At 66.4% G+C, this 16,710-nt stretch carries 14 protein-coding genes and 1 pseudogene; 10 read left to right on the top strand and 5 right to left on the bottom strand.

From position 1 onward, the window contains the following. Nucleotides 1-64 precede the first annotated feature (64 nt). A complete protein-coding gene (locus R9X44_RS16715) occupies nt 65-880 on the top strand; it encodes a hypothetical protein (RefSeq protein ID WP_319815093.1) in 816 nt (271 codons plus the stop codon). On the opposite strand, the gene R9X44_RS16720 is transcribed toward R9X44_RS16715, so the two are convergent. Then, on the bottom strand, nt 877-1,803 hold the full coding sequence (locus R9X44_RS16720; RefSeq protein ID WP_319815094.1) for a hypothetical protein: 927 nt from the start codon (nt 1,801-1,803) through the stop codon (nt 877-879). The genes R9X44_RS16715 and R9X44_RS16720 overlap by 4 nt on opposite strands. A 227-nt stretch (nt 1,804-2,030) precedes the next feature. Between R9X44_RS16720 and R9X44_RS16725 the strand changes: the two genes are divergently transcribed. Beyond that, nucleotides 2,031-3,176 (top strand): acyl-CoA dehydrogenase family protein, encoded by a 1,146-nt coding sequence (locus R9X44_RS16725; protein WP_319815095.1) that lies wholly within the window; start codon nt 2,031-2,033, stop codon nt 3,174-3,176. A gap of 219 nt (nt 3,177-3,395) precedes the next feature. Here R9X44_RS16725 and R9X44_RS16730 read toward each other — a convergent pair whose 3' ends face one another. Next, nucleotides 3,396-5,063, bottom strand: a complete 1,668-nt coding sequence (locus tag R9X44_RS16730; protein WP_319815096.1) for a hypothetical protein — start codon at nt 5,061-5,063, stop codon at nt 3,396-3,398. Nucleotides 5,064-5,124: 61 nt separating this feature from the next. Continuing rightward, on the bottom strand, nt 5,125-6,453 hold the full coding sequence (locus R9X44_RS16735) for a DEAD/DEAH box helicase (RefSeq protein WP_319815097.1): 1,329 nt from the start codon (nt 6,451-6,453) through the stop codon (nt 5,125-5,127). A gap of 310 nt (nt 6,454-6,763) precedes the next feature. On the opposite strand from R9X44_RS16735, the gene R9X44_RS16740 reads away from it, so the two are divergent. Genes R9X44_RS16740 through R9X44_RS16750 form a run of 3 tightly spaced genes read left to right on the top strand, consistent with a single transcriptional unit; the run spans nt 6,764 to nt 9,535 of the window. Continuing rightward, on the top strand, nt 6,764-7,195 hold the full coding sequence (locus R9X44_RS16740) for an AAA family ATPase (RefSeq protein ID WP_319815098.1): 432 nt from the start codon (nt 6,764-6,766) through the stop codon (nt 7,193-7,195). Between the two features lie 21 nt (nt 7,196-7,216). Then, nucleotides 7,217-7,735 (top strand): AAA family ATPase, encoded by a 519-nt coding sequence (locus tag R9X44_RS16745; protein WP_319815099.1) that lies wholly within the window; start codon nt 7,217-7,219, stop codon nt 7,733-7,735. Nucleotides 7,736-7,789: 54 nt separating this feature from the next. After that, nucleotides 7,790-9,535, top strand: a complete 1,746-nt coding sequence (locus R9X44_RS16750) for a TerD family protein (protein WP_319815100.1) — start codon at nt 7,790-7,792, stop codon at nt 9,533-9,535. Nucleotides 9,536-9,766: 231 nt separating this feature from the next. On the opposite strand, the gene R9X44_RS16755 is transcribed toward R9X44_RS16750, so the two are convergent. Next, on the bottom strand, nt 9,767-10,042 hold the full coding sequence (locus tag R9X44_RS16755) for a hypothetical protein (protein ID WP_319815101.1): 276 nt from the start codon (nt 10,040-10,042) through the stop codon (nt 9,767-9,769). Nucleotides 10,043-10,292: 250 nt separating this feature from the next. Between R9X44_RS16755 and R9X44_RS35760 the strand changes: the two are divergent. From R9X44_RS35760 to fxlM, 3 genes and pseudogenes are all read left to right on the top strand, one after another. Next, nucleotides 10,293-10,741: pseudogene (locus R9X44_RS35760) on the top strand (DUF6879 family protein). Nucleotides 10,742-10,751: 10 nt separating this feature from the next. Then, on the top strand, nt 10,752-11,594 hold the full coding sequence (locus R9X44_RS16760) for a helix-turn-helix transcriptional regulator (protein ID WP_319815102.1): 843 nt from the start codon (nt 10,752-10,754) through the stop codon (nt 11,592-11,594). A gap of 214 nt (nt 11,595-11,808) precedes the next feature. Continuing rightward, nucleotides 11,809-13,017 (top strand): methyltransferase, FxLD system, encoded by a 1,209-nt coding sequence (fxlM, locus tag R9X44_RS16765; RefSeq protein WP_319815352.1) that lies wholly within the window; start codon nt 11,809-11,811, stop codon nt 13,015-13,017. Nucleotides 13,018-13,071: 54 nt separating this feature from the next. On the opposite strand, the gene R9X44_RS16770 is transcribed toward fxlM, so the two are convergent. Next, nucleotides 13,072-14,568 (bottom strand): alpha/beta hydrolase fold domain-containing protein, encoded by a 1,497-nt coding sequence (locus R9X44_RS16770; protein WP_319815103.1) that lies wholly within the window; start codon nt 14,566-14,568, stop codon nt 13,072-13,074. Nucleotides 14,569-14,642: 74 nt separating this feature from the next. On the opposite strand from R9X44_RS16770, the gene R9X44_RS16775 reads away from it, so the two are divergent. Together R9X44_RS16775 and R9X44_RS16780 are read left to right on the top strand one after the other, a co-directional pair. Next, complete coding sequence (locus tag R9X44_RS16775; protein ID WP_319815104.1) at nt 14,643-15,218, top strand: TetR/AcrR family transcriptional regulator; 576 nt, start codon at nt 14,643-14,645, stop codon at nt 15,216-15,218. Between the two features lie 432 nt (nt 15,219-15,650). Further along, nucleotides 15,651-16,184, top strand: a complete 534-nt coding sequence (locus R9X44_RS16780; RefSeq protein ID WP_319815105.1) for a hypothetical protein — start codon at nt 15,651-15,653, stop codon at nt 16,182-16,184. The last annotated feature ends 526 nt before the right edge of the window (nt 16,185-16,710 follow it).

The following is a 16,710-nucleotide window of genomic DNA, read 5'->3' on the forward strand; positions in this document are numbered from 1 at the left end:
GGCGGCATCGCTAACGCTAAGACAGGGGAGTTCCCCCGACCAGTGCTCACGAGGAGCCCACTCCATGACCGTCCCCGACCCCCAGGAATGGGAGCGCGAACTGTCCCTCGCCTTCGAGGCGCTGCTGGACCGACCCCTCGGCGACTACCCCACGACCGCCGAATACGCGCACTACGCCTGGAACGACGAGATGTCCTTCCTGCTCATCGAGGACCTCGTCGGCGGCGACCTCGACCCCGCCGCCCTCCTCACCCCGCCCGGCGAAGCCGCCCAGGACGTCCACGCGGCCCTCAGCTGGGACCGGTGGCCCGTCGACCACGCGAACTCCCTGTGGGTCGTCGAGGCCGACCTGTGCGACCCCTACGGCCCCCTCGGCGAGCACGCGGGCCCCGCGCTCGCCGAGGTCGCCTCCGGAGCCGACTTCGAGCTGACGGTCTCCGGCGCGGACCTCCTGCGCGTCCTTGCCGAACACCGCGCCGACCTCGCCGGCGTCGACCCCGACGAGCTCACCGGACGCGTCCAGTGGCTCCAGCGCATCACCACCGACGGCACGCTGCCCGGCGCGCTGCGCTCGGCGACCTGGACGGCGCACGGCCCCGGCGGCCTCGTCACGTTCGACGCCGACGTCAAGGTGAAGCCGAAGTTCGACAAGGCTCTGCGCCGTATCTCCGACCCCGCCCTGCGCGACCACCTCCGCATGCTCTGCCTTACCGAGTACTGGGCGCGCAGCCGAGGCGGCTACTACCTCGGCCCAGGCCGGTGCCCGCACGAGCTCGGCTGGATAGCCGAACTGCCCGGCCACGAGACCGTCGCCGGATGGACGTACGGAGAGGGCCAGGCGTCCACAGCCGTCTTCCAGATCAAGCGCCCCGCCGCCTAAGCCACCTTGCGCAGGGGCCGCAGCGCGGGGACTGTCGAGTGGGGGACTTCGTGACGCGGGAAGAGGACGATGCCGATCACCAGCAGAGCGAAGCCCCCGTAACGCAGCAGCAGAGGCGCGGTGTCTGAAGGCCAAGGCTCCCCGAACAGGACAGTGCTGCAAAGGACGAGCATCGAGCGGCCGCTGATGGTGAGCAGCACCGCGACGATGACAAGGCGGCACCGCTGAAGCGCCACCTGGAGCTGCAACAGGGAGATCCCGGCCATGCCGAGCGTCAGATACGGATACGGCGAGGCGAGCACAGCCCAGACGCCGCCTTCGGTGGCCCACACGGCGGCGATCCCTCTGATGCCCGTCTCCGCGACCCCGCCGCACACCCCCGCCCCGATCCCGTAGGCGACCCCCGCAAGCGGCTTCGCGTGACGTCCGCCCGTACGCCGGTCGCCTACGAGCCACACAAGTCCCGCTATGAGAAGCGGCGGTACGACCACGAGTACGAGGAGGAGAAGGGAGGGCGCGGAGGCGTCGAGTTCGTCGGCCCGCTGCCCTCCCGACAGCCCCAGCATGACGATCGCCGCCGCGAAGAGCGCGATGCTCACGCCCTCCCTACGGCTCAACCTCTCGCCGAGGTAAGCCGACCCGTAGAGGATGAGCAGGAGGAGGCTCACCGCGAACGCGGGCTGCACGACGCCGAGGGGCAGCCACAGGAACGCGATCACCTGGTAGGCGAGTCCGACGAACAGCAGCAGCCCGCCCAGGAACCAGACGCCGTCGCCGACCATGGCCCACGCCGTCTGGAACGGCCTGCTCCCGCGCAGCGGCGGCATGCGCAGCGCGGCGTGCCGGAACAGCACGAACGAGATGTAGTACACGCCGGTGCCCAGCAGGGCCGCGCCCAAGGAGCCGAGGGTCGATCCGTCCAAGGGCAGCGCAGCTCCTCGTCGGCGGGGGTGGAGTCGTCCGGGGTGGATTCCTCCCAGGATGTCGGTCACGTCGGGGCCCGGGCAAGGCGGTCGGGGCAGAAAAGGTGACGGAGATCTCCCTGTGCGGCCGTCGCCGTCGACTGTGCGGCGGCAGCCTCGGGGTGGACTCAGCCCCGGCGTGAGCTACATTAAGCGAGCGCTTAATCAGGACGAACCGGGAGGCAGCCATGCGCCGCACACTGTTCAACGAGGACCACGAGGCGTTCAGGGAGACCGTCCGGAGCTTCGCCGACCGCGTCCTGAGGCCGAACTACCCCAAGTACGTCGAACAGCGCTCGATCGACCGCGAGGTCTGGAAGGAAGCCGGCGAACTTGGCATCCTCGGCCTCGAGGTGCCCGAGGAGTACGGCGGCTCCGGCGCTGAGGACTTCCGCTTCAACGTCGTCGCCAACGAGGAGTTCGCCAAGGTCTCCATGGGCTACGCCTCGTGCCTGGGCATCCACGCCGACATCGTCGCCCCCTACCTCGTCAAGCTGACCACCGAGGAGCAGCGCCGCCGCTGGCTCCCGCGCTTCTGCACCGGCGAACTCTGGACCGCCATCGGCATGACCGAGCCGTCCGGCGGCTCCGACCTCGCCGCCCTCAAGACCGTCGCGGTCAAGGACGGCTCCGACTGGATCATCAACGGCGGCAAGACCTTCATCACCAACGGCTACAGCGCCGACCTGGTGATCGTCGCCGCCCGCACAGACCCGTCAAAGGGCTCCAAGGGCATCTCCCTGTTCGCCGTCGAGGCCGACATGCCAGGCTTCGAACGCGGCCGCAAACTCCACAAGGTCGGCCAGCCCGAATCCGACACCGCAGAACTCTTCTTCAGCGACGTCCGAGTCCCCGCCGAGAACATGATCGGCGAAGAGGGCAAGGGCTTCATCTCCATGATGAAACTCCTCCCCCAAGAACGCATCGGCTCCGCCGTCACCAACCTCGCCCACGCCACCCAGGTCCTGGAAGAGACCCTCGACTACGTCAAAACCCGCGAAGCCTTCGGCCAGCCCATCGGCAAATTCCAACACAACGCCTTCCTCCTGGCCGAACTGGCCACCAAGGCCGACGTAACCCGCTACTACATCGACGCCTGCCTCACCAACCACCTGACCGGCGACATGACCCCCGTAGACGCCGCCAAAGCCAAATGGTGGTCCGCCGAAATCCAAAACCAGATCATCGACGCCTGCGTCCAACTCCACGGCGGCTACGGCTACATGACCGAATACCACACCGCCCAAGCCTGGACCGACGCCCGAGTAACCAAAATCTGGGCCGGCTCCAACGAAATCATGAAAATGATAATCTCCCGAGACCTCGGCTTGTAGCCCTGACCTGCGGTCGTCATACTTCGTCCAGATCCGTGCACTACCGCGACGGTAGCGAGAATGGTGGTGATCACGGATTTGGCCGGAAGTTGTGGAGTCCTCCGGAGGGCCCTGTATCGGAGTGCTCGAGTATGGTGAATATCACAACGATGGGCCTGCTGCTGGTGGCTGCGGGCCCATCGTTGTGACGTTGTCAGGTCCCGGTGCCCTCATGATGGGTTACGCGGAGCAGCGGACCATCAGTTTGCCGAGGGTGATGTCCTCTACGTAGCGCTCGGTGGAGCCGAGGATGAGGAGCTGTTCTTCGGAGGCTTTCGCCTTTGACAAGCCGGGTTGGACGACCATTATTTCGAATTCCGTCCGGAGGAATTTGGCCTGTCCCCAGATACGACGAAAGCTCTTGATGTCTCCGGCTTCGAAGGGCGTGGCTCCGTTGCGGGGGCCCTTGGCCCGCGCGCGCTTTTCCAGGCGCGTGAACATGGTGTCGATGTGGTGGCGCCAGCGAGTGCTCTTGTTGGCTTGTCCGCAGACCTCGTAGAGATCCGCCACCCTGCTGCCGGGCTGATCGTCGCTTGAGTACTTGCAGTGAACCAGGCGGACCAGAAGTGTTTCGTCGACCTTGGTGACTGCGACGATGTCAGCCACTTCGCCGGTGCCGTCGTCATCAAGGATGAAATCCCATTCCCGTTCGGAGATCAGGTCCCGGATCGCTCTCGTCTGGATGGACTGGGGGCGGCGCTGCTTGGTTTTGGAATCGACTTGTGACTCGACTCTGATGTCGGTTCCGGTCCAATCCTGTGCGATGAGGCTTTCTTGCGGGAATGGAAGCTTGTCGTGATTCACCGCGAGGCGGTTTCCGTCGGTGTCCAGGATCTGATCGTGCTGGAGGTGGACGGTGAGGCCATGCTTGTCGAGCCACACGCTCAGGGGGCCGAAGAGTTCACCACGGCTACGGACGACGGGCTCCGATTCCACTGCGCAGGTGTAGGCGAATCCAGTTTCGCTGATGTCGAGACGGTACTGGAGAGATGCCTGGTCCGTGACAACGTCGAAGAAGATCGGTCCCGTCGTGCTTCCGTTGAGCGGCCGCAAGTCGAGGTCGGTGATCGGGTAGCTGGTGTCACCCCACTGGACCTGGACGGAGTCGCTGGGTCGGAGATAGAGCTTCCAAGGCCATTCCATGGCGAGGACCGCGGCTTCGGGTCGCTCGGTCGCCCGTTCCGGCAGGATGAAGTTCTTCATGATGTGGTCGATGGTCAACGTGGAGTCGAGCAGCCTCCGCCCGATCTCATCGCACCAGTCGCGCCAATGCTTGAGGGTCTCCGCCGTGGTCGCGCTCCAGATCCTTCCCTTGGTGCTGACCGAGATGGACACCGGCTCTCCGTTACGGAAGCCCGATCCTGAGATATGGGTCTGGGTCTTGGTCGCCGACTCTGTCCTGGGGAAGCCTTCGGTGACGTCGATGCCGACGTGCATGGAGAAGCGGCGAAACCGGCTGCGCGCTTCCAGAAGGCCGACGTTGGTGGGGATGAGCCTGACGACGTCGGCCATCGCCCGGTAGACGGTGGTCCCGTCGAGTTTGACGGCATCCTCGCCGAGGACCTGTTTGGCGAGGTCTTCGAAATAACCATCGTTGGCCGAGTTGTTGATGTAGAGCAGGCGCTGCACGTTATCGAAGTAGAGGACGAACAACTCGTAGGTGGTGTCGTAGAGGATTTTGCTGTCGCTCCACCTGACGGGAGCGGGGACCTCGACGACACACCAGGCGACGTTGTCTTTGAGGTTAAGGCCGATCGGATCGGTGAGCAGGTTCTCCCGGCCGAAGAAGTCGTAGAGCTGCTCGGGCTGCCAAGAGGTGGTCGGAGCACGGTAGACGACTGTGCTCATCTTCGGAGAGAGGTTGCTCAGAGAGATCTCCGCCGGCTTGACGGTGAAGCCCTGCTCGAAGTCACCGACCTCGACCTCTTCGGAGATCTCGGTGTCGGACAGGTCGTGAAGCAGTTCGTTCCAGTCCGCGTCTTCGGCATACAGGGACCGAAGCCGTGTGTCCAGGACTCCGTCCGGGCGAGCGACGAAGACGGACGCGCTGCCGAGGTTCGCCTGACCCTGCCTTGGTGCGGGCGAACCTGCCGATGAACTGGAGGGTGACGCTCAGGCTCTTCTGCGGGTCATGCACTGCAGCGATCTTCAGCGAGGGAAGGTCGAAGCCCTCGCCGAGCATGTTCACGCAGACGATCACCTGAGTCTCGCCGGCGTGCAAGGCGTCGAGGGCAGCCTTCTTCGCTGTAGCCCTCATGCTGCTGTAGATCAGAACCGGGTTGTACTCGGGTCCGAGACGCCGGTACAACTCGGCGAGTTCCTTCGCACGCGGGATGGATTTCGCGCGCGCCATAAGGACGTGATCGTAGCCTGCGGCCAGGTCCGAGCCGAGCCGATCGAGGGCACCGCGGGCTAGGGCGTCGTCGGTGTCGTCGAAGTCCAGGATCGAGTAGTAGTCGATCGGTGCGAAGACCTTGTCGCTCTGAGCTGCGCGGAGCGGGTAGGTGTAGACGATCTTGCCGGCCATGTGCTTGCCGTCCTCGCGGAAAGGGGTCGCCGTGAACTGCAGGACGGGCCTGTCGGCGAACCGTTCCCGAACCGTCGTCCATGTCCGGGCCTCGACGTGGTGCGCTTCGTCCACGAACAGGTGCGTGCAGGCGTCGAGGATCGCGTTGCGGGCTTCCGCGGTGCTGGTGTTGAGTATTTGGGGTGTGGCGACGACGACGTTGCAGGCACTCGCGAAATCCGCGGCGGCTGCCGCGTCGGAGAAGCTCCGGGTCATCCGGCCGACAGAGGGCCGTGCCGCTGATGCGTTCACGATCCCGAGTTCCTGAAGAACTCCGAGTCGTTCGAACTTTGCGGCGATCTGTTCGCGCAGGCTGTCCGAGGGGACGAGCACGATCAACCGCTCGATGCGCTCGGCGACAAGAAGCGCGAGCATCGTCTCGGTCTTCCCAGTGCCCGTCGGCATCACGACGGTGGCGGGAACGTCGCTGTGAGCGGTCCAGTGGCCGAGGACGCTGTAGAGGGCTCCCCGCTGAGACCTGCGAAGAGCCTCATGGTCGAAACGCAAAGCCCCACCGAAGGTCGCGACGACGTCCTTAGGAGTAATCCTGACGACGTTGTCCGCGCTCGGCGCGTTACTGCCCGACTGCTCCGCGACAAGCAGTTGTGTCACCCGATTTCCAGCGAAGTCCAAGATATCCGCCCACACGGCTTCTCCACGGTCTTCGCCCATCAACGGCCAACCTCTTCTCGTTGGTATGCCCCCGGTGTACCTGGGCGCTCTGTGCTCTTGAGCGCACTCACGGTGAGAGGGTCACGGGTGAGAATAGCGTGACGGAGTGCGAACGTTGTCACCTTCTTTGCATCAGGTGTTGATGAGGATGTTGTTGTCCACTGATAGGCGAGTGATCTTGTTTCGCTAGTTTCGTCTCTCTATCTGTAGCGGTAGGCGCTATCATCTGCTAAGCCCTGTCGCGTGCGTCGCTGGGGCAGCTTGTCCACCGGAAGTACCACCCAGCTCACCACCCCCAGTGAGGTCGCGCGTGTACTTGGCAAGGCTCGGGCTCCGCGGATTCAGGTCCTTCGACGACTCCGTGGTCCATCTGCGAGAGGGCGTCACCGTTCTCCTCGGCGAGAACAACCGCGGGAAGTCGAACGTGATGGATGCTGTCCGGCTCGTCCCGGCTCCGCTCGACGGCAAGAAGGACCTTTACTTCGACGGAAGTGGCCTCCACCGCGGCGGAGGCCAGCGTCGGTTGACGATCAGCGCGACATACGAGCCGCCCTGGTCCGGCCGACAGCGGGGCACGACGTCCTGGCAGGCCGGCCTGGTCAAGACGAGTGATGCGGATCCCGAGCCGGAAGCTCGCCGTCGGATCCGGCACCTCTACCTGCCTCCTCTGCGAGACACGCAATGGGAGCTCGCGTCTCGCCAGGGCGGGGTGATCGAGCGGCTGCTGCGAGAGCCGGAGTAGCGCGATGAGTTGCTCGGGGTGATGGGTCAGAAGTTCAAGGACATCGGCGAGATCGCACCCCTGCCGGATGCGATTGCAGCGGTCCATCAGCCGCTTTCGGACCTCACATCGGGTGCACGGGAGCAGTCCGCCGCGTTGGGGTTCGGCGAGGCATCTGTCGCGTCGATTGTGAGGAGCCTGCGTCTGCTCATGGACGAGGCGGGGCTCGATCCAAGGGGGCTCGCAGAGTCGGGGCTCGGGTACGCGAATCTGCTGTTCATCGCCACGGTCCTCGCACAGCTGACCGACGCGGCTGAAGCCGACTTGACGATTCTTCTCGTCGAGGAGCCGGAGGCCCATCTGCATCCGCAGCTCCAGACAGTGCTGATCGAGCACTTGGAGGAGGAAGCGACTGAGCTTCCACCTTCGGCACGGACAGCATCAAGCTGGCCGTCGTTCAGGGGTAGCTCAAGATGCCCGTCTCCGTCGCCGCATGCGCGACTGGCCTGTCGGCCTCGACGCAGCCAGGCCCCGACGAGCGGTCCCGATTGCCTGGCATAGTGCGATTCGAGCGATCCGGGGTCTCAGACGGCATAGCCCCGGTACTCTGCCGAAATGTTCGTGACCGCTGCTGCCGCTGACCTGTATCCGCACGAGTGGGCGGTGGTGGATGTGGAGACGTCAGGGCTGCGCGCCTCCCAGCACCGGATCCTGTCCGTCGCGGCGATCACGATCGACCGGCAGGGCAGGGAGCACAAGGAGTTCTCCACGCTGCTGGACCCGGGCTGCGATCCCGGGCCGGTCCATATCCACGGGCTTACCTCCGAACGCCTGCGGGGGGCGCCCCGGTTCGAGCAGATCGCGGCCCGGGTAGCGGCGCTGCTGGAGGGCCGGGTCATGGTCGCGCACAACGCCCAGTTCGACTACGACTTCCTCGCGCGGGAGTTCGCGGCCGCCGGGATCAGGATCCCGGTCGAGCAGCGGCTGTGCACGGTGGCGCTGAACCGGCGGATCGCCCCTGCGACCCCCGACTTGAAGCTTGGCACTCTCGTCGACCACTATGGGGTCGCGCCGCAGCCGGCGCACACCGCGCTTGGCGACACCCGGATGCTCGCCGGGGTGCTGCGCGCCTCCCTTCGCTCGGCGGCTCTCCTGGCGATGCCGCTGCCGCTGGTGGAATGCCCGCCGCGGCAGAGCTCGCGGTACCCGGTCCGCGTGCCCAAAGCCCGCTGCGCCTTCAGCAATCCGGGACCGCTGAACGACCGGCTGGTGCAAGGGATGAAGATCGCGATCACCGGTGAGACGCAGACGCCCCGCCTTGAACTCGTCGCACGCGCCGTCGCCGCGGGACTGAACGTCATGAACAACGTCAGCAGGCACACCAGCGTCCTGGTCGCCAACGACGCCGCGACCGACACTCTCAAGGCCGACAAGGCGAGGGAGGCAGGAGTCCCGGTCATCGACGAGGACACCTTCGTCCGGCTCCTGCATCAAGTGCAGCCTGGCCAGCCCGTCCAGGACAAAGCACCCCGCGTACCCGCCCCCAGGACGGCTCCCGCTCCCGCTCCCACCAAGCTTTCGGGACCTCTGGCCGGGCACCGCGTCCTGGTCCTCGGCGGCTCCCACGAACGCGCCGCCTCCGCGCGCGAGAAGATCGTGGAGTTCGGCGGCGCGGCATCGGTCAACCTCTCCAAGAGCGTCACCGACGTCCTCCTGCTGGACGGCGCGGACCAGGACCGCCGCATGGACAGGATCCGCACCCTCGACGTCGCCCTGCGCACGAGCGAATGGCTCTTCGGCCCGAAGACTACGCCGGCCCAGCCTGCTCCCACCGCCACCGCCTGTGCGATCCTGGCCCGCGGCCACGTGACCGACCTTCCCGGCTCCGGCAGATGGACGATCAGCGCCTCCTGGGCCCACCAGAGCACCTGCGACGTCGACGTGGTCGCCTTCGCCGTGGACACCGACCAGCAGGTCGCCACCGACGACGACTTCGTGTTCTACGGAGCCCCCGAAAGCCCCGACGGCACCATCGCGCTGTCGACGAACGGCCCTGCCGAACAGGCCGTCACCCTCGACCTCGCTGCCCTGCCCGCAGCCGTCCACAAGGTAGTCATTGCCGCCTCGATCGACGGCCCGGCGACCTTCGGCGACGTGGGCGCCATCGAGATCACAGCGGCCTCTGGCAGCATGGCCCCGGCGGCCGAGGCCGCGCTGGACGCCGCCACCACCGAGCGAACCCTCATCCTCGCCGAGGTCTACCGCCGCGAGGGAACCTGGCGGCTCCGCGCGGTGGGCCAGGGCTACGACCACGGCCTCGCCGAACTCGCCCGCGGCCACGGCGTCGACGTGGCCGACTGACCTCCGGGATTCCTTGCACGATGTCTGTCGTCCGGCGCCAAAGTCCGAGGTACTGACGCTTCTCTTGCTCACCAAGCTCGTTGCCCGTGGCCGCGCCCTCCTCGTGATGATCGCCTATGCGTCAGGCCCATCTCTGCACGTCGGCGACCTTCTGCCGTCCGAGCTCGAACCGCTGGTCCCCGAGCCATCGGCCGCTCGCCGTCCGGGTTTCCCGCTTCCGCGACCACCGGCTCATGACTCCGCACCTCCCGCCATGGCGAGAACCAGCGCGACACGCTCGCGTGCGACGTCCGCCTCGCCGACGGGAGCTAGGAGAACCCCGGATCCCACCCAGGAGAACCAGAGCGCTCCTTGCGGCCCGACCTGGCAGCCGACGACCTCATCGAGCGTCGGCGGTCCCGGATTCTCCACCCGCAGAACGGGTACCTCCCCGCTCACCACCCGCGCTCCCACCCCGAGATCGGTCAGCCTCCGCCCCAGGTCCTCCAGATGCTCCAATCGAGACATGTGACCCTCCGCGGTCAATTCATTACGCGGAAACTAGACCCGTGCACGGTCGCCACTGGCAGAAAAAATGCTGCCCGCCCTCCGCCACCAGCCCGAACGCGAAATTCATCAGTTGTGGACGCCCACCGTGTGCCGCGCCAGCAAATCGAATAAATGTGTCAAAACGCCGTATGGTCTTGGCTTCGTTCGGTGGTTGCGGCGCCCTGGTGATCGAGCATTCCTGCGCACACCCCCGACATGGGAGACGGCCATGGCTCTAGAGTTCCTCGGTAAGGACCCGGAATCCGACATCAACAACTCGCCCACGGTGTGGCGTGACCCGGCGACGGGCGACTACATCCTCCAGGGATGGATCCTTGACCAGGAGACGAGCGCGGCTGTTGAGGCGTTCGCGCCCGTCCCCGAACCCGTGACCGACTACATCGCCTACGAGCACGCGGTGACCGCCTCCACGAACCTCGGAGCCGGCGAACTCGTGCGCTGGCTCCCGCGCGCCTGGCCGCTGACCTGGCGCTGCCTGGGACGGACTTCTGGCTCTTCGACGAAGCCGTCCTTCAGTGGAACCACTTCGCGGGCGATGGCGCCGTCCAGCCGAGTGAGGTCTCCACCGACCCGGCAGCCGTCCGTCTGTGCTCGGCGGCCTTCGAAGCGGTGTGGGAACGCGGCACTGACCACACAGCTTTCGACCTCATCCGGTAAACCTGTCCGAATGCCCGCCTCCAACGTTCTCGCCGCGCGCCAAGCGCTCGGTCTTCGGCTGCGCGAGATCCGGATGGAGGCGGGCCACACCGCCAAGTCACTCGCCGCCGCGGCCGGATGGTACGACGGGACCAAGGTCTCCAAGATCGAGCACGGCAAGCAGACGCCCTCGTCCGAGGACATCCGGGCCTGGTGCCGCGCGTGCGACGCCGAGGACCAGGCCGAAGATCTCCTGGCCTCGGTCCGCGACATCGCCGGAATGTACGTCGAGTGGCGGCGTCGGCAGAAGACCGGCCTGCGCCAGGTGCAGAAGTCCGCTGTCCCGCTGTACGAGGCGACCCGTCACTTCCGCATCTACCAGCCCGCCGTCGTCCCCGGCCTGTTCCAGACGCCGGAGTACACGATGGCCGTGATGAAGAAGCTCGTCACCCTGAACGGCGTGCCCGACGACACAGAGCAGGCCGTGCAGGCCCGCATGGAGCGTCAGAACGTGCTCTACACGGGAGACCGCCGGTTCGCCGTCGTCCTGGAGGAGCCCGTTCTCCATACGTGGATCGGCGGTGCCGAGGCGATGGCGGGCCAGCTCGACCGCCTCATGGCCGTCATCTCACTGCCCCGCGTGAGTCTGGGGATCATCCCCACAGACACCAAGCGCGCCATGTTCCCGACCTCCGGTTTCTGGATCTTCGACGAAGAACGCGTGCTCGTCGAACTCCCCTCCGCCGAACTGACGGTGAGCCAGCCCCGGGAGATCGCGCTCTACCTGAAGACCTTCACCGAAAACGCTCGCCAAGCCGTCCACGGAGCCGACGCGCGCGCCCTGATCACCAAGGCGCTCGAAGCCCTTCCCTGAAGTGAGCATTCTCAAGCATTCTTCTGGCCGGCACGCTTTGTGCTTCTCTAACTTCCCTAGAGACAGAACCGCTGCGCACGGGGAGGAAAAGCACTGAAAGGCATCGAACCGCTCACCGCTCTGGCGGACGAGCTGCAGAATCACGGTTGGCGGGCACGCCTCTCCGCAGGGGGCGGTGGGCGGACGCAGGAGAGAGGGGCCCGACTTGGAGACGATGAGTGTCGACGAGCTGCGGAACGCGATGGTCGAGGGGATCGCGGAGCGGACGTTGGGCATGGTACTCGGCGACGAGATCCGGCGGGCGTTGCTGGCGGTGCCCCGGCATGTGTTCGCCGAGGACGACGCCGACGTGGAGACGGCATATCGGGACGTCGCGATCGTCACCAAGCGTGATGAGGAGCGCGGCATCAACACGAGTTCGGTGTCGGCCCCGTGGCTCCAGGCGGTGATGCTCGGCCAGGCCGGCCTGAAGCCCGGCGATCGAGTGCTCGAGGTCGGATCGGGCGGGTACAACGCGGCGCTCATCCGGGAGATCGTCGGCGCAGCGGGGTCGGTGACCACTCTCGACATCGACCCGGACATCAGCGCGAGGGCGGTCCGCTGCTTGGGCGCGGCGGGCTACGACGACGTCGAGGTGGTGTGCGCGGACGCCGAGTTCGCCCTACACGGCGACCGGACGTTCGACGCGATCATCGTGACGGTCGGCGCCTGGGACGTGCCGCCCGCATGGAGCGAACAGCTCGCGGCGGACGGGAGGCTCGTCGTGCCGATCCGGATGAAGGGCTTGACCCGGTCCTGGTTGCTGGAGCGTCAAGGCGATGTCCTGGTGAGCAGGGGTCATGTTGCGTGCGGGTTCGTCCCGATGATGGGCGCGGGCGAGCACGTCGGAACGGGTGTCCCCGTGCTGGAGGAGCCCCGGGTGAGCCTGTGGATGGACGAGCTCGACAGCGCGGACGCCGGGCAGCTCGCCGGGGTCCTGGACCTTCCACGGGCGGAAACCTGGACCGATGTCCTGATCGACAGGGACGAGGTCTTCTCCGACCAGGACCTGTGGCTCGCGGCGACGCTGCCGGGCTTCGCGCTGGTCACCTGCTCGCAGGAGGCGATCGACCAGGGCGTGGTGGCGCTTCCGTGGCAGTGCGGGACGCCGGCCTTCGTCGACGGCCCGACCCTCGCCTACCGGCCCAAGCCGCGCCAACTCGACGACGGCCGCTACGAGTTCGGAGCCTTCGCGCACGGGTCGGACGCCCACGCGGCCGCCCGGCTGCTCGCCGAACAGATCGCCGCGTGGGACCGCGCCGGACGGCCCGAGCCTCGCCTGTCGGTCTACCCGTTGGGCACCCCGGACGTCGACCTTCCCGATGGGTTCGTGCTGACCAAGCGGCACTCCCGGCTCGTGATCTCCTGGCCGTCGGCCAGGTAGCACCACCGCGTCTCCCAACCGATGGAATGGAGCCACCGATGGAACCCGAAGCCTTCAGCCTGAACGTCCGGATCGTGGAGAGTGCGGGCGGTTTGCCACGGGTCTTAGCTGCCGACTGGTCGATGGCGGATGACGGGTGCGCCCATGGTCTCGGAGGGAGGCTGGAAACGATGTCTCACGAGTCGTCGTAGCCGCTGGGACGCCGAGGTGAAGCAGGGTCGTTCCACCGAGAGCAGGCCGACGGTTGTGGAGGACTTCGTTGCGCTGGCGAGGGTCATCGGCGATGACGGTGTCCCGGGTGATCAACTCGCCTGAGCGGGTGCGTCCGCGGGCCCGCGCCCGTTGTCCTGGCGGCGATGAGCGAGCTGGGCTACCGGCCGAACCTCGCGGCGCGGGTAGCTTCTGGAAGAAGATCCCGACCTCTACTCCCGTGCTTACCGCTGGATCGAGGACGCCGACTGGATCGTCTGGAAGATGACGGGCTCGAAGTCCCTCAACGTCTGCACCGCCGGATACAAGGGCATCTACCAGGATGGCCGCCCTTCGGCGGAGTTTCTCTCGACCCGGCCGTCTGCACAATGGCGGGGCCGCCGGGAACGCGTGCGGGTCAGCGAGCTGTGCGGTGGGTGTTGATGAAGTGTTGTTGGGCTGCGGCGAGTTCTTGGTCTTCGGGGGTGCTGCCGCCGAAGCCTCCGTGTGGCATGGCCTCGAAGACGTGGAGTTCGGCGGGGACTCCGGCGGCGAGCAGGGCTCGGTGCATGCGGACGGTGTTGGACAGGAAAGGTCGCGGGTTCCGGACTGAAGGAAGGTCGGTGGCAGTCCGGACAGATCGCCGAAGAGTGGCGACAGGTAGGGGTGGGTGAGGTCGTGGCCGTTCGCATAGAGCTCGTTGACGGCCTTGAGGCTGGACAGGACGGGGTCGACTCCGTCGAGGATGGTGAAGGTGTCGCCGGATTCGGTGAGGTCGACTTCGGGAGTGGCCAGGATGAGGGCGGCAGGCATGGGCAGACCTTCGTCCTTGGCGCGCAGCAACAGCGCTGCAGCCAGGTTGCCGCCCGCTGAGCCACCGCCGACGAAGATGGCGGCCGGGTCGCGGATCTCCAGGGCCGCCCGGTAGACGGCCAGGCAGTCCTCCAGCCCGGCGGGATAAGGGTGCAGTGGCGGCATCCGATAGTCGACGGCCCAGGTGATCATCTGGTTTGTCATGGCGGCGATCTCTCCCGTGGACCGGCACACATCGCCGCCGCCGAACACCAGAGCACCGCCGTGCAGGTTGAGATAGATCGGCGTTTCGTCTCCGCTCGTAACGCCCTGCGCGGTCTGCACCCAGGTGCGGACCCCGGCGATCTGTTGCTCGGTGGACTCCACCGGCAACGACAGGCCGGCGAAGCGCTGAGCGATAACGCCGTCTGCCGCACTGATGAGGGCGAGCCAACCCTCGATGTCTTGCAACGCGGGGAAGGGCACCGAGCCGCTTGGGGCGTTGTCGAGGTAGGCGCGGGCCTGCTCGCTGATAGTGCGAGGTGCGGGGTGCCGTGCAGGGGTGGTCATCGAAAGCTCCTCATTTTCGAGACTAGTTGTCTTGTTTTACTCTATAGGCAGCGCTCATGGCTAGTGTTCACGGTGTGCCCCAGCCCAGACGCGGCCGTACCCGCAGCGAGACCGCCCGCCGGTCCATCCTCGAGGCCACTCGCGATCAGCTCGCCGAACATGGTTACGACCGACTTTCCATCGACCGGATCGCCGCCGCCGCCGGCGTCGGAAAGCAGACCATCTACCGCTGGTGGCCCTCCAAAAGCGCCGTCGTGGCCGAGTGCGTACTCGACGGCTATGTCTTGGCCGATGCCTCCGAGATGCCCGACAGCGGGGACCTTCGTCGTGACCTGAGCCACTGGCTCGGCGAACTCGTCGGCATTGAGAGCCGGAAACCGCAGACCTCCGCCCTCGCACTCGCCCTCATCTCCGCTACCGCCGAGAGCCCCGACGTGGCCGCGAGGCTTCGCGAACGATTCAGCGAGACCGCCCAGGCCGTGCTCACCGCACGCATCACTCAAGCCGAACGCCAGGGCCAGATCAGCCCAACTGCACCCGCCCCCATTCTCGCCGAGATCCTCTTTGGCACCCTCGTCTACCGGCTCCTTTCCCGCCAGGACGTCACCCAGGACCTCATCGACAGCCTTTGCGACATCCTCCTCCGATAACCGCCCACCGTCACCGTGAGCTGCTCTCACGCCCTAGTCGGCCGGAGGCGGCGGTCGGCAGCACGACCTTGTAGTGGCCGACCGACCCGCGCCGCGGCATCCAGCCGGAAGAACCGCTCCAGCTCCCCGACCGACGCCTCGCCACGGAACCGGCGATACCTCGCCACCTGCTCATCAGACAAGAGATCCACTGGCATGAGCAGGAACGCTAAGAGCCTCCCGCCCAGCTCAACACACCCGTCACCGAACCGATGCCAAGATCAGCCCGCTACCGCCAAAATCCGTTCCGATCCTCCTCGTGGGCCGGCAAAGCCCACACCGTTCTGTGGTCGCCTTCGTTGTCCCGGGACCTGCGGGACAACGGCCACTGGGGACGGGCCGTGTCGCCCCCTTACCGTGGCTCGCACATGGGCAACGGTCTGGGGAGGTTCGATGGGGAAGACGTCGAGGTTGCTGAAGGGGAGCGCCGCGGTGGGCTTGGCGGCGGCGGCTCTCACGGTCGGCGGGGTCTCGCCGGCCGCCGCAAATCCGGGGTGGCCGTTCACCGACCTCTTCAGCATCGTCAACGATGTGCGCGACGAGTGCCTGGACGGCCTGGGTGAAGGAGACTACGCGCAGGTCGACTTCTGCGACCAGGGTCAAGGACAGTACTGGGCTCACGTGCGCCATGGCAGCGGCCCTAACAATGAGGTGAAGCTCGTGAACCCGCGCATGAACGGGCAGTTGTACTGCCTGCTCCCCACGGAGGAGATCGACGGCGCCCTGCTGCGAGCCGATCCGTGCAACTTCAACATCTACCGATTTGAGTGGACGATCCGCTATATGCCCGGCACGGCGGAAGCCGTCAAGTACATCTGGACCGACTCCCAGCGGGAGTCCCGCTGGAAGTGCCTGGGGCGCCGCGGGGCCGAAGCCGTCCTGGAGTACTGCTCCACCGCGAACACCCAGCTGTGGCGCTACCGCTGACCTGAGAAGCTGTGCTCATTCCCTACACCCGACCCGGCGGAGAAGCCGTCGCCGAGATCACCGGCATCCTCGGTCCGCTGCGCCGTAGTCGGGGCTTGAGCAGCAATGGAACGGCCAGTCACGTTAAGGAGCCCCGTGGGCGCCTCTTAACGCGACTGGCCGTTCTGATGCGGGCGGACGCTGATCGGGTAACGGTTCGGTGGCTGTGTGTTGGTTACCGGTGGGTCGGTCCTCCTTTGCGACTTCGTCTCGGTGGAGGCGGAGTTCGTGGCGTGGGTGGCGGCCCGTTCGTGGACGTCGGGGGATGGCCCGAAGGCGATCTTCACTGACGGTCGGGCCCTACCTGCACGGACTAGACCGTGGCGAGCCGGATGTCGCGATCGTCTGGCGTTGCGGCCTTCCCCAAGATCTCGCTCGTTGGGAGGCCGTATTGCACGCTGTACCGCCGGTCGCGGAAGAAGCGCTTGAGGCTCCGATCGCGGCGGTTCGCAGGTGGCTTTCCGCCCATGAAGACCATCCGGTCAGC

The sequence above is a fragment of the Actinocorallia sp. A-T 12471 genome (assembly GCF_033875155.1).
GTDB lineage: Bacteria > Actinomycetota > Actinomycetes > Streptosporangiales > Streptosporangiaceae > Actinocorallia.